At 60.2% G+C, this 13,699-nt stretch carries 10 protein-coding genes; 5 read left to right on the top strand and 5 right to left on the bottom strand.

All coding sequences use genetic code 11. The features are described 5' to 3' along the window. Window positions 1–58: 58 nt before the first annotated feature. The 5 genes from ON753_RS02730 to ON753_RS02710 all read right to left on the bottom strand — a co-directional run bounded on the left by ON753_RS02730 (window position 59) and on the right by ON753_RS02710 (window position 6,362). Window positions 59–436, bottom strand: coding sequence for a hypothetical protein (locus ON753_RS02730; protein WP_265961025.1), 378 nt, complete (start codon window positions 434–436; stop codon window positions 59–61). Between the two features lie 83 nt (window positions 437–519). Further along, on the bottom strand, window positions 520–957 hold the full coding sequence (locus tag ON753_RS02725; protein WP_265961024.1) for a hypothetical protein: 438 nt from the start codon (window positions 955–957) through the stop codon (window positions 520–522). Window positions 958–1,325: 368 nt separating this feature from the next. Beyond that, the gene (locus ON753_RS02720; protein ID WP_265961023.1) at window positions 1,326–3,464 is read right to left on the bottom strand and encodes a S8/S53 family peptidase; all 2,139 of its coding nucleotides are present in this window, start codon (window positions 3,462–3,464) and stop codon (window positions 1,326–1,328) included. Window positions 3,465–3,582: 118 nt separating this feature from the next. Continuing rightward, window positions 3,583–4,692, bottom strand: coding sequence for a phosphatase PAP2 family protein (locus ON753_RS02715; RefSeq protein WP_265961022.1), 1,110 nt, complete (start codon window positions 4,690–4,692; stop codon window positions 3,583–3,585). Between the two features lie 26 nt (window positions 4,693–4,718). Next, on the bottom strand, window positions 4,719–6,362 hold the full coding sequence (locus ON753_RS02710) for a hypothetical protein (RefSeq protein ID WP_265961021.1): 1,644 nt from the start codon (window positions 6,360–6,362) through the stop codon (window positions 4,719–4,721). A 144-nt stretch (window positions 6,363–6,506) separates the two neighbouring features. Between ON753_RS02710 and ON753_RS02705 the strand changes: the two genes are divergently transcribed. The 5 genes from ON753_RS02705 (at window position 6,507) to ON753_RS02685 (ending at window position 13,632) form a co-directional block, all read left to right on the top strand. Further along, entirely contained in the window at window positions 6,507–6,707 is a 201-nt protein-coding gene (locus tag ON753_RS02705) for a hypothetical protein (RefSeq protein WP_265961020.1), read from the top strand. Between the two features lie 2,388 nt (window positions 6,708–9,095). Next, window positions 9,096–10,112, top strand: coding sequence for a lysylphosphatidylglycerol synthase transmembrane domain-containing protein (locus tag ON753_RS02700; protein ID WP_265961019.1), 1,017 nt, complete (start codon window positions 9,096–9,098; stop codon window positions 10,110–10,112). Continuing rightward, on the top strand, window positions 10,099–11,574 hold the full coding sequence (locus ON753_RS02695; RefSeq protein ID WP_265961018.1) for a UbiA family prenyltransferase: 1,476 nt from the start codon (window positions 10,099–10,101) through the stop codon (window positions 11,572–11,574). The genes ON753_RS02700 and ON753_RS02695 overlap by 14 nt, the downstream gene beginning before the upstream one ends. After that, entirely contained in the window at window positions 11,574–12,899 is a 1,326-nt protein-coding gene (locus ON753_RS02690) for an FAD-binding oxidoreductase (protein ID WP_265961017.1), read from the top strand. The genes ON753_RS02695 and ON753_RS02690 overlap by 1 nt, the downstream gene beginning before the upstream one ends. Next, window positions 12,892–13,632, top strand: coding sequence for an SDR family oxidoreductase (locus ON753_RS02685; RefSeq protein ID WP_265961016.1), 741 nt, complete (start codon window positions 12,892–12,894; stop codon window positions 13,630–13,632). Before ON753_RS02690 ends, ON753_RS02685 begins: the two co-directional genes overlap by 8 nt. Window positions 13,633–13,699 lie beyond the last annotated feature (67 nt).

The raw sequence follows: 13,699 nt of genomic DNA, 5'->3' as shown, positions 1-13,699 counted from the left end.
GATCCTGTCCCTCCAGCCGCCGCCGGCCTGATAATCCCATGCCTGGCGCCACAGGGCATCAGACGGATGGATATCCGTCAATAACGTTGCGGTAGAACGCCGCGATGTCCTTGGACGCTTCCAGTTCCGGATGCAACTCGTCGGTCCAGCGGCCCCGGACGATGTTGCGAATATCCACCACCGTCACGTTGGTGTGCCGGTCCGAGACGTCCTCCAGCATCGCGTAGAAACGGTCGACAAGATACGCGAGAATGTCGGCAATCAGAGCCTTGTCCGTCCTCATGTCAAAGCCGCGCCTGAGGAATGGCCGGCCCAGCCAGGGGCCGTCGGAACGCGCAACCGGATAATCATAGCCGTGTACCAGCATCTGGGTACGCGGCGAGCGGTTCATCACGTATTCGGCAATGTCCAGATAACAGGTTTGGAGCTTCTGCAAGGTGGCATCGAGCCGCTCCGGCAGAATATAGTCCTCGGGCTTTTCGGACCCCTGTCCGGCTCTCCGGTCTTTCAGAAGTTTCGTTAGGGCTCCCCGCCCAGAATGTCGTTTCCACCACCGGAAAAGACGAAATAGTCGAAGATTCCGGACTCTATGTGAACCTTGAAGGGTCTCTTCTCGATCGTCTGATCGAACGTATCTCCCGGCCAGGCTGTGCTTGCCGTGTGATAGTATGCATCCAGGACATCGAAAAACGTCTTGTTGTAGCCCAGGAAGCGGGAGACTTCGATCAGCACGTTGAGCCAGGCGTCACCAGCTGCGCAAACCCGCACCGGCGAACGGCGGGTCCGCAGAGGCGTCACGTCCTCTCCCTTCCCCAATGCCGACCATTCCACCGCCATCTGCTCGGGCGTCAGCGGCTGTCGTTGGTCGTCAAGGATATGATAGACGAGGCATTTGTTCGGATTTTTCTCGAACCTGGTGTTGTTCAGAACCGTTGCTTCCAGCACGTCGCCATACATGGCTTCCTCCATTGCTGAGTTCGATGTCGCAGACTTCCGTCGATGGGTGCTTCTCGTTCCCCGGTCCGTCGATTGACCGGTGTTTCTGGTTACGTCAGGCACAGCTGGACCGTCCGCCGGGATGAGGCACCGGCGCCGGATCGGCTGTGCGATTGGTTCATCGCTTTTGAGCGGAAATCGGTATTTCCGGCCCGGCGCCACGGCGGCGCGATCGCCTTCGCAGCGAAAGCTCCCGCCTCGAAGTCGTCGTGGTGCCCGGGTCCAGGTCTCCCGTATCTCTAAGTGCAGGTATTATAAGGCTTCGCTGCAATCAATGGCGTGAGAAAAGCGTGATTTTGGTGCGAAGAATGCACCAGAAAACAAGGCATCTACAGGACGAGACAACGACCGAGTCGCGCCCGGTCCTCTTCGCTGTCAGTCTGCAAGAGAATGGTGTCCAGAAGAGACAGGTAATTGTCCTTCTCGGCGGCCCTGACCTTGTCATCCGGAGATGTGGCGAAGGCCTCGGCAATCCGTCGTGCCACCAGCGGCGCTGCGACGCTGGTTCCCTGTACCATGGCATAGGAGCCGCTGCGGGTTCCCGCTGCGATCCGACCGGGCAGGATGTTGGACCGGTCCGCCCGCGCGGTGCAGTCGACCGTGCCGACCGCATTGCCGAAACCGACCTTTCCGGCGGAGCTATAGCCCGACGGCACCGGTCTGGTGATCTCCCACGCTGTTTCGGCCGATGGCCTGCATCCTGAGACAATCAGCGTGGTTGCGCCGGTCGCGAGGCCATTGATGGTGCCGAAACGCCGGACAGGGCCGCCTGCTTCGTCACTCTGGGCTTCCCGTCCACGATCGTCATATTTCCGATAGGCCGGATCGTGGAGATAGCTCTGGCGGCTGCCGGACCGAAAGGCTTCCGGATCAGCGTCGCGCTGAATCCAGAGAAATATCGGCGGGTGCCCGAGTGAAATGTCGTGGTTACGGGAGAGTCTGATGCGCCAGTCTCCGGCGGGAGCGGCGGGCAAGTCCGGATCGTCCGGTTCGCTCGGCGCAAGCGCGACGAGAACACGCCGGCGATGCGTCCTGCGATGATTGTCCAGGCTTAGCTGGCCGATGGGACCGGCAGCAGATGTTCTGTTAAGTCGTATGATTTCAAAGTTTCTGGGGTCGCCAAACGTATATTGCGAAGCCGGTTTCAGCTCCAGCGCTGCCGTGGCTTTTCCAAAAGGCGCTTCGACATGGACCGTGAAATCTGCCGGATCGAAGTTCTCGGGGAACCAGATCTCCAGATAACTTGATGTCCGGTCATTGGGCTGAATTCTCCAAGTGAATTCAAAGGAATTCTCCACAAAATCCTGGTCGGTGATTTCCCCATGCAGACGATCCATGAAGGTGTTGCCGGAAGGCAGAACGATTGCTGTCGGCCTGCCGAGTTTGCGCCGTTCGATTACGATCTCGTTGATAGCTGCCTCCAACTCGGAAGCGCCATCGTGGCGGCCTGCGGAAAACCCGTAACTGAAGTTGATCACGACCCGGATATCGGTCACGCCATATCCGGCGCCGATCCGCTCGGCTCGTTCCAGGATGTAGTGTACGGCCGACAGCATATACATGTCCTTGCCGAAGCCCGACGTGTCCCAGGCAATGGTGTTGGGAAGCTGAACGGCGATGAGCCGGGTTTCCTCCGGTGGAACGTCTGGCTTTCTTGCATCGTAACCTGCGGCAACGTCCATGATATGCGCACCGTGGGTCACGTGCCGGTTGATCGCCGATCCAAGTTCAAACAGGTCTGACGCCGCGCCGGCGGCGCGGTACAGCGCGTCCTCATCGTCTCCATAGTCACGAATGAGGTTTTCCATGGTCTCACGCGTGTACTCACGCCCGAACAGGACACTCGGATCGGCGGCATTCGGATCCTTGTCGGCAGATTGCAGCCAGCAGAACTCTATCCGCGACCGTTCGCCGTCAGCAGCCCGGAAATTCTGATGCGCAAAGGGAATGCCGTCGTCGATAACCGCCAGCACGTTAATGGTTCTTTCCGCCGGGCAGTTTTCGATGACCTTCGGGTCCGGGGACCAGTCTGGATCGCCCGGCCACCGGCTGATCTCCTCATGCATCGCGGTGGAAGCGACTGGAAATGCCAGACGGAATCGGGGCTCGTCGACGGAAGTTGTTTGTACGGCGTTACACAGACATTGGTCCAATTGCCTCAAGGTAACGCCCTGCCCTGCCTCGTTCTCGATCACAATCGGCCAGAACGTCAGCGGGATCTTGGCGTCTTTCCCCCAGATCGTCGGCAATCGCGTCCGGCGTTCCGTCGACGGCAAGGTGTCTGGTTCCTCGTCTATCCAGGCCGGCGACGGGTATTCCACCAGGGCCGTCAGATGGGAGATGTCATCCCGGCGCAAAGCAGGGAACGCATAGGGTTTGCCTATACCGAAGTTCCACGCTTCGTAGGGCCCCAGGTAGTTTGCCGGCGTGAGGGTGTCATTTGCGCCGAGGATGCCGGTATCAGTCATGGTTCGCTGTCTTTCCCTAGAGCGTCCTACATTTCAAAAAACGCAGTTTAGACGCTCTAAAACTTTGGAATTATTCAGTTTTTTGATTTCAATCAGATCAAACTGAATACAGGATGAATCAAAGGCCGAACTCATTAACGGCCTTGGCCCAAAGCCAATGGAACAGGGAACTTTCACCGACCTCGCAGTTCGGGAGTTCGCTTACGCCATGATCCTTCCAGTCCGGGTCACGGAAACACGCAAGCATGAAGTCAGATTCAGCCTTTGCCTCATATTTCAGACCGGTCAGAATGTGCGAGACACCACATTTGTTGAGGATGATTTCACCGATCATTTGGCCGAGCAATGCGCCGGCCCAGCTGTCGACCGGATAATGGACACCGGCTACTGTTCGGCTGACGGCGACCCGTTCCGCCTGCTTCCGGACAAGTTTCTTGCGTTTGTCCGGGTCCGGGTAATGCGACGGTGCCGCGTCGATGAGACCTTCCAAAACGCGAGCAACGGCAAAGGCTTCCGTTGCATGAGCGCTCGGAAAGCTGCCATGGCCCGGTGTCGGAATTATCGGCAGAACCATGGCATCGATCCGATCGGGACGGCGCACCGCCAAGTGATGCTTTGCGATCATGGCGACATGAGCCGCAAGCACTTGCGTAATCGAGATGAGTTCGAATGTGCTTCCATTGCGCGCCGGGTGCAGGCCAAGAATCATTGCGAAATAGGGTGTCGGAAATCCAAGTTGCGTGATGATTTCCGGCGTTCGTTCAGGGCGCTGATCCATGTACGACCGGACGAGCTTCAGTTGCTCCTCGAAAATGGACATCTGCGGGCGCGTCAGCTCGAAGAATGGCTGTGCGGTGCCGCTTCTGGCGCGATGGGACAAGACGACGGTCCCATCGGGTTCGTCCTTTATGTCCCAATGCAGCTCGCTCAGGAAGTCGGAGAGATATAGCGATGCTCTGACCCAGTCAGCCCAGCTTTCCAGGTTCTGCGCAGAGGAAAACTCAAGTTCGATTGCGGAATGGGGGCTGGTATTTCCGGCAGCGTGACTGATCGCCTGGGCACTTGTCTGCAGCCCCTGAACAGTGAGCGGATCGAGAACTCCAACTGCGCCAGCTCCAAGAAAGCTTCCGAGCCCCGTCGTATTTAGATTTCCAATTCCACCAATGCCGCCGATACCGCCAATACCACCTATGCCGCCAATACCACCTATGCCGCCGAAATAAGCCATGTCGCCCTTCCCCTTTTTGAAAAATTTTACTGAAAACCTGCCGCGCGCAATGCTCGAGCGGCGTTTTGCCCGAGCTGATAGTCCGCAGCCGGATGCGCACGCATATAACCTTCAACAGAAAAGTCAGGCTGCCGGCGGCGAAGTTCATCTCCCACATCGCGCGCTTCATCGTCCCTTCCAAGGAAATGAAGCGCCGTAATCTTCGCGCGAAGGGTAGACAAGTGCCGCTGATTGCGGGCGAGAGAATTGTCCGCGAATTTCAGCGCCGTTTCGTAGTCTTCGGCCGCCAGATGGGCGGTCGCGCTCAGCGAATCGAAATAGTACTTAAAGGGATCGACCGGGGACAGCTGACGCGCCTTTTCAGCGGCATGGACCGCTTGCGCGCCGGCATCCTGAAAGGCGAACAAGGTTCCGCGCAACAGCCAGGACAGAGCCTCGTTCGGGTTGTGGTCCAGAGCCGATTCGTACCGCTGGGAAGCAACGTCCAACCGCCTCAGTAGATTGTTGTGCGCGAAACCGTCAATCGTCAGGCAAAAGGCGTTTTCCGGTTCAATATCAAGGGCCTTGGCAGTGCAATTGACCGCGCTCTTGGTGTCCTTTGCAGCATCCGTGCTCCACCCGTTAAACACACTCAACACGTGCCATTTCCCGCGCCAGGCGAGCACTTCGGCCGATCGCGGCGACCGGTCGATGGCTTCGTCCAGCAATTCGCGGGATTTTGCGAAATCCCGCAAGGTGGTTCTGTGCATCAGGCTGACACCGGCCATGAGCAGCCTGTGGTCCGCGATTTCGCTGATGGGGCGGCCGCGGACGTAGCTCAGCGTGTCGGAGGCAATGGCGCTGCCGACGGATTCCACGATGCTCCTGAGCCCGTGGCCGGCATCGCTGATAAAATCCCGGACCTTGCCGCTGAAGCGCCGCGTCCACAGAATCCGCCCGGATACTGCATCCAGAAAATCGACGTCGGTGATCACCTGATCATCGAACATGCGGATGCTGCCGCTGACGCAGTAATCGACGCCGAGCCTGGTGCGAATATGCTCAATATCGACCTGGCGTCCCGCCAGCGCCCGGCTCGACAGGTGTGAAATGACGGCCAAAAGATTGCTTCGGGAAAGGGATCGGCAGATCTCTTCGGCGAACCAGTCTCCGAGGACGGACAATTCGTGATTGTTTTCGATGCTGAGCAGGGGCAGCACCGTAACGGTGGGTACGGGCGGGCGCGGGAGCGGCGAAGAAGCCGGCCGGAACAGGGAATGGATCTGGTCCGGATTGGCTCTGATGGAGTCGCGCCAGTCGTGGAAATCCGGTGACGGCACGTCGAGACCTTCCAGAAATGTCCCCTGCCCCGGCCGTCCGCTGAAGGTCACGCGGTTCAGATCCAGGGTGACGTCGGAATTGTTGGTGGTGATCAGCTGGGAGAAATAGGGGCCCATGGTCGACTTGATGTCGGACAGGGCACGGCGCAGGCTCTGGCGGCCGGTGTCATAGCAGGAGACGCCCCACAGCGTTTCCTGCAGAAACGTCCGGCTTCTGCAGCCATGCGGTGCCGTCGCCAGCAAAGCGAAAATTGCACGATGCTTCTTGCCCGTGATTTCGAACGCGCCGGGTTCATGGGAGCGGACGATACAGCTCCCGAACAGGTTTATTTCCAATATTTTTGCGCGCATTCCCCGTAGCCTCGACAAAAATCCGGACTTTTATAGAATAGCACTTTCGAGGCGCATCCAACAGGTTCACGATTTTTTCACGCTCGGTGATTGCAAAGAGCTTCTAAACTCTCATCGGAATGAATGAGGGGAGCAAGCAATCAGTTGGCCGAAAGAAACACTTCCATCGATGACGTGAATGACATCGTTGATTTCTTCCTTGCCTGGCACACCCACCGAGAAACCGTGCTGCAGATTTCCCGAATGGATCAGTTGAACGACGTGCAGAAAAGGACGTTGTTCTGGCTGGTGCAGATGGCCGACCGGGTGAGCCTTGCCGACCTGGAGAAGGATGGCCGCGTTTAGGAACTGTTAACGCTGTTGAACTTCGCGTGGCTCGGTGTCGCGGGCTCCCTGGTAAGCGCGCGCGTTGCCCGATCGACGTGCGCTCCCCTGTTGGTAAGCCGGCTGAGGGCAAGTCATTTGCCGCGGAGGCCTTTCTGGTCGGCAATCGGAAGCTGCTGCCGGGACGAGAGCGGCTTTGGAAAGTGCGCTGTTTCGCTGCCTGCGCCACTCGACCATGCACAGCGACAAGCTGGATCAGGAACGCATCTCGCTTGAGTTGAGGCTTCCCAGCCGCGCTCCCCTCCCCGGCTCTCGATGGCGGAGCCTGGATCGACACCCAGGCCCCGGATCAAAGCAGAGGTCTTAGCGGCGTCGGCGCGAGCCAGGGTGCATCCGTATGGCCGAGTTCAGGCGTTCTTGGCCGGCGCAGCTCACCGGGCCGAGGAATAGGGACGCACCGGCTTGCCGCACGTTGTAGGTGGCGGCCGGAGTGTCACCGGTAGGAAACCGCCACGGCCTCTCGTGCCGACGGATACATCGCTGGAGCACCAGATGCAGCGGCTCTTTAGAGCAGAGCGCCCCGCCGCTGACATCGTGAGAAATCGTGGCAGCCAGTTCAGGCGGGTCGGCGTCTTGACGAATTCGTGCAAGCAACAGAGCCGTGCCCTCCAGATCAGTGCCGACTCCTGCAATGCCAGCCCCGAAAGGTGCCGTCGGTTTGTAGCGCGTATGGACGGACGCAAAGTCATCCCCAGCATGTGCGAGGAAGCCGTCCTGCCTTGAGGTCTCGCAAGGGTGAACTTAGCAGTTGCTAACTTTTCAGGAGAATATCCAAGCCTGCTCTGGCGACGGCCTGTTGGTTTGTCGGGTCTGAGGACTCGTGCGAAGTTAGCAGTTTGCTAAGTCCGCCCGTTCGGTGGATGCGCCTCTTGCGAAGAGTAGGCCTCAGTTTATTGCCTGAGATCTGAGGCATTGGACCAAACGCACCTGTGTATTGCGCTCGCAGCTCTGGCTGTGCCGCTTGGTGCCCCGACACTCCGCGCCTGGTGGTGTCGCGATGTCGATCCTGATGCTTCGGATAAGGGCTTTGGGCGACCTGGTCGCGACGGCTCTGGTTCCAGTGTGTGCAATCTGATTGGGCCGTCACTTAGTGCCCGCTGCCGGTCGCTGACAGCCAGATCCGATCTGTTTGCCGTTATCCAAGTGCCCTCAGTTTCGGTTCGCAGGTTTTGTGGGTTCGTGCCGAGCGCTCTGCCGACCGCCGCAGTCACGCCCGTCTGGCGCCTTGCAGCCGGGCGAAGAAAAGTTGGTCCGCGTGGCGCCTGCCGGCCGCGCGCCAGTCAGGGGAACGTCGCAACAGGTGATGTGGTGTGCCGGGCACGGTCGACAACGTTTCGATCTGGTGCTGCGTCCGTGTTCAAAGGAGAGTGCAATCGGGATGGTGAGAGGGCTGAGTGGTCGCGCTCTGCCGGAAGAGGGTGCAGACAGCGCCTTTGGAAGGTGGTTCGCCTTGGTGATGATCTCCTCCGGCCGGCACTGCCACGGTGTGCATATTCGTCTTGGCAAAGGAGGTGGTGCGTTCGTTTGCCGTTGGGCTGAAGCATGGCGGCTGCGTCGTTCGGCGAACTTGTGGTTCAAATGGAAGGGTAGGGGTCTCCGGAAATCGTGGCACGTCATGTCCGGAAGTCCCGGCGCGTGATGGTCAAACGGAAATCTGAAACTTTCTGACGGATAGGTTCAAAATCACGCCGGGTTCTCTCAGATTTCGCGCGAGATTTAGTGCAATCGGCGAGGAAAGCAACCCAAGTAGTTGATATTAAATACAAAAGCAGGAAAATTAGCAGTTGCTAACATTGGTGAGGCTAAAGGGCGGCCGAATCGACGCTTCAGCTGCCGCTCCTGGCTGCCTGCGTGTCGGTAGAGCATCCACGCGGCCGCTCTCGACACTTTTTATCTGGTGCCTGCCCGGATCCAAAGAAGGTCGTTGCGGACCGGCATGAATTGAAACGTGTTTCGAATAGGTGCGCAGCAGAAGGGAGAGGGGAGGGCGCTCAGTTGGCCAACCCGCCGGGAGTTCGCGGCGCCGGCACGCGTTGGTTAATGATGGGTAAAAGGCCCTGCGGCCGGTTGGGCTCGACTAAGGCGTCCGGCTTGGGTTGGGCCCGGACGAATTGAAGATTTCATCGAATTGGAACCAATTTGCCCGGAGCGACGTTACCCTCTTCGCCGTTGATATGTGCTGCGAAATGAAAGGGTTAGCCTGCCCTTTTGGCGCCACAAAAATTCCCGGATTGGTGCTCAAGGCGACATAAATTGCCGCGTTTTCGCTAAAGAGTGATCATCGTATCCCCAATATTTGCGCCCAGCATCTTCCAGGTGGCCTTACGAAACACAAGCCGGGAAATGCAGATGGACGCCGACAGCTCTCCTGTGAGGTACTTTCGCCTTGGCAGCAAAATCCTGCCACTGGGAATTGTTGCGGCGGTTCTGTGCCTCCCGCTTCTGTTTCCGACCGAAATTCGGGAAACCCTCCGCGCGATTGCCATGGTGGACACCGGCACAGTCGTTGTTGTGCTGTTGCTGTCTCTGGTGAACTACGCGTTGCGTTGCTGGCGCTGGCTGCTTCTCCTTGGTGAGAGGTCGGCCGCCGTGCCGCCGCTGCGGCATTGCGCCATCTACATGGCGGGGTTTGCCCTCACGGCAACGCCGGGCAAGGCAGGGGAGGCGATGCGCAGCCTGTATCTGCAGCCATTCGGCGTCAGTCCCCGTCAGAGCCTGGCCGCGCTTTACGCTGAGCGTCTTCTGGATCTCGTCGTGATCAGCATGCTGGCCGCACTCGTCCTCACGAATGCCGGCGCCGGTGCATACATGATCGCCTTTGCCGGCCTCCTCGTGGTCATGGCGCTGACAGCGCTCCAGCATCCGGTGGTGATCGGGCGTCTGGATCGCATGGCGCTGAGCCTCCGCCAGCCGCGCGCCGCCGCCCTGCTTGGCACTGCAAGAGACTTTCTGGGTGCGGTACGCTCCATGCTGAACACCCGCCTCGCCGTCATCGGAACGGTTCTCGGGCTGGTCGCCTGGGGCGGCGAAGGTGTCGGAACATATCTCATCGCACAGTCCCTTGGTCTCGAGATCGGGCTGGCGCTCGCCATCGGCATTTATGCCGTGGCCATGCTCGCGGGAGCATTTTCGTTCCTGCCGGGCGGGTTGGGCGGCGCGGAGGTCGCGATGACGACTTTGCTGGTTTACGCCGGGGCAAGTGTCCCGGTCGCTATCGCCGTAACCATGATCGTGCGGCTCGCAACGCTCTGGTTTGCGGTGGCAATCGGTTTGGGCGCCTGGTTCGGGCTTGAGGTCTTTCGCGGGCCGAAGCAGCCGGGGTCGGTGGGCGTTGCACAGGGAGAGAGCAGTCATGCTTCAACTTGATACTCCTGTAAGTGCCGGGACCGCGGATGCGGAAGCGGCTCAGGAACCGTCGATACCTCTCGTCGTCGATCTCGACGGGACCCTCATCAACAGCAACCTGCTCGTGGAATCGGTCATCGTGCTGTTGAAACGGTCGTTTCTTTGCGTGTTCCTCCTGCCCCTGTGGCTGATGAAGGGGAAGGCCTTCTTCAAGGCGGAGGTAACCCGCCGGACATCGCTCGACCTGACCGCGCTGCCGGTAAACCTGCCGCTGGTCGAATATCTGACGCGCGAGAAGGCGCAGGGCCGGCGGCTCATTCTGGCGACAGGCGCCTATGAGACGCTTGCCCGGCGTATTGCCGACCGTCTCGGGCTGTTTGAGGAGGTGCTGGCCACGAACGGCACGATCAACCTGACATGCCACAACAAGCTCAAGGTCCTTCGCCAGCGATACGGCAGCACGGGCTTCGATTATGCCGGCAACTCCTCGGACGATTGCCCGATCTGGTCCGCTGCCCGTCATGCGACCGTGGTCAATGCCTCACCTCGGCTGCTCAACTGGGCGAAAAAGAATGCGAATGTCGATGGCGTTTTCCCGCGTGAGACACCGACCCTCGGTCTCTACGTCCGCGCGCTGCGTCTGCATCAATGGATGAAGAACCTCCTGCTGTTTGCACCGCTGATCGCTGCACTGAAGTTCACCGACGGCACCGCCATGACCCAGCTTGTGATCGCGTTTTTCGCCTTCGGCTGCTGTGCGTCGAGCGTCTACCTGCTCAACGACATCATCGACCTGGAAGATGACCGGCTCCATCCCAACAAGCGGCACCGGCCGTTTGCATCCGGACGGCTTCCGATCTCTCACGGCCTGGCGCTCATTCCGGTTCTGCTGAGCATCTCCGCGGCACTCTGTTTGCTGCTGCCCTTGAAATTCGCGCTCATCCTTGCGGGCTATTACGCCATGACGCTCGCCTACACGTTCTTCCTGAAACGCATCGAGTCGGTCGATGTGGTGACGCTGGCACTGCTCTATACGACGCGGATCTTTGCCGGCGCAGCGGCCGCGGGGATCGTCCTGTCGAACTGGCTGCTCACCTTCTCGGTGTTCATCTTCCTCAGCCTTGCGCTGGCCAAGCGCTGCGCCGAACTGTTGCTGATGCGCAAGAACGGCAAGCAGTCGAGTGCGGGCAGGGGATATGTTCTTGACGACTTGCCCATGCTGCGCAGCATGGGGGTTGGATCGGGTTACGTCGCCGGCGTCGTGCTCGCCTTTTACCTGAGCACGCCGCAGGTCTCGATCGCCTATGCCAGGCCGGACATGCTATGGGTTTGTGTTCCCATTCTCGTCTACTGGGTGACACGGGTCTGGCTCAAGACCGGCCGCGGCGAGATGCATGACGATCCGCTGGTGTTCGCCGCGCGCGATCGGACCAGCCTCGCCCTGGCCGGCCTGGGAGCCGGCACGATTATCGCGGCATTGTGATGGCATCAAACGGACAGTACCGATCCTGGGGTCTCCCACCGAAAGCCGGCCCGCAGCGCATCCTGCAGATGCAATGGCAGGGCGACAGCCTGCCCGAAAGCGGCCGGCCGTATCTGGCGTTCGGCAACGGCCGCAGTTATGGCGACAGCTGTCTCAACGGGCAGGGGACGCTCGTCAACCTTCGCGGCCTCGACCGGTTCATCTCCTTCGACGGCGATACCGGCGTGCTGCGGTGTGAGGCGGGTGTCCTGCTTTCCGACATCCTGACCCATTTCGTGCCCAGGGGCTGGTTCCTGCCGGTGACGCCCGGAACCCGCTACGTCACGGTCGGGGGTGCCATTGCCAACGACGTTCACGGCAAGAACCATCATCGGGCCGGCAGTTTCGGACACCATGTGCGCAGCCTGGAACTGCTGCGCTCGGATGGCTCGCGCCTTGTGTGCTCGCCGCAGGAAAACCCGGAGTGGCTCTCGGCGACGATTGGCGGCTGCGGATTGACCGGAGTCATTCTGTGGGCCGAGATCGGCCTGAAACGGATCCCGGGTCATGCCGTGGAAGTCGAGAGCGTGCGGTTTTCGGGGATCGACGAGTTCCTCGATCTGAGCCGGACATCGCATAACAGCCATGAGTATACGGTCGCGTGGATCGATTCCCTCAATCCCGGCCCCGGTGGTCTGCGGGGGGTCTTCCACCGCGGCAACCACGTGGAGGCAGGACGCCGGGTGACGCCGCCGCGCACCAAGCCGGGTCTGCCGTTCACGCCGCCGGTGTCGCTACTGCCGCGTGCGGCAGTTGCGGCTTTCAACGCGGCCATCTATCACCTGCCGCGTCCGAGCAAGCGGGTGGTGCACCATGAACCGTTCTTCTATCCGCTGGATGCCGTGCCGAACTGGAACCGCCTGTTCGGCCGGAAGGGGTTCTTCCAGTACCAGTGCGTCATTCCTTACGAAGCGGCTCCGGAGGCCGTCGGTGAGTTGATCGCTCGGGCGGCGGCGGCCCGGCAGGGATCGTTCCTGTCCGTGCTCAAGGTGTTCGGCGATCACCAGCCGAGCGGACTGCTGTCGTTCCCGCGGCCCGGGGTCACGCTGGCCCTGGATTTTCCGAACCGGGGCAAACCGACCCTGGACCTCCTGGACACTCTGGACGAGATCACCCTGGCGGCCGGCGGGGCGGTCTACCCGGCCAAGGACGCCCGCATGCCGGCGGAAACCTTCACGCGCGGCTTTCCGGCGTGGCGCCAGTTCGAAAAATATCTTGATGGGGGTATCATGTCTGATTTCTGGCGGCGTGTTGCCGCCTCCTCGGCAGGGGCGGTGCATGCGTAAGGTTCTCATCATCGGTGCGACCTCGGCGATTGCCGCGGCGACCGCGCGCCTGTTTGCCCGGGACGGCGACCGGATGTTTCTTGTCGGACGGCGTGAAGAGCGGCTTCGCGCGACCGGCGACGATCTTGCCGTGCGCGGCGCGGAACTGGCAGGCTGGCACGTGCTCGACGTCAACGATCTCGATGAGCAGGACGCCGCCTTGAAGGAAGCGGAAGAGGCGCTCGGCGGATTTGATATCGTGTTTATCGCCCATGGCACGCTGCCGGATCAGTCGCTCTGCCAGTCCTCGGTCGATGTCATGATCGAGGAGTTCCAGACAAACGCCCTCAGTACCATGGCCTTGCTCACCCGGGTCGCCGGAATGATGGAGCAGGCCGGGAAGGGCGGACAGATTGCGGTGATCACCTCGGTCGCGGCCGAGCGCGGGCGGCAGAGCAACTACGTCTATGGAGCCGCCAAGGCGGCCGTCGACACCTTCCTGGAAGGGCTCCGCCAGCGGCTTCACAAATCCGGCATCGGCGTGACCACGATCAGGCCCGGGTTCATCGACACGCCGATGACCGCCGAGTTCAAGAAAGGCGTTCTGTGGGCTCAGCCCGAAGATGCCGCGAAGCGGATCCATTCGGCCATTTCCAGAGGTGCGGACCTCGTCTATGTGCCGTCGTTCTGGCGCTGGATCATGCTGGTCATCCGCCTGATACCCCGGCGGATTTTCAAGAGAATCGAACTGTAGTCTCCCGCAACTGATCAGGTCCTGCCCGACCGCATCGCGTGCCGGAATTACGCTATGTATGAGGCCG

Origin of the sequence: Roseibium salinum (assembly GCF_026240905.1) — a bacterium.
In the GTDB taxonomy this organism is placed as follows: domain Bacteria; phylum Pseudomonadota; class Alphaproteobacteria; order Rhizobiales; family Stappiaceae; genus Roseibium; species Roseibium salinum.
The sequence above is the reverse complement of the archived record's forward strand: the minus strand, read 5'-3'. Positions and strand labels throughout refer to the sequence as shown.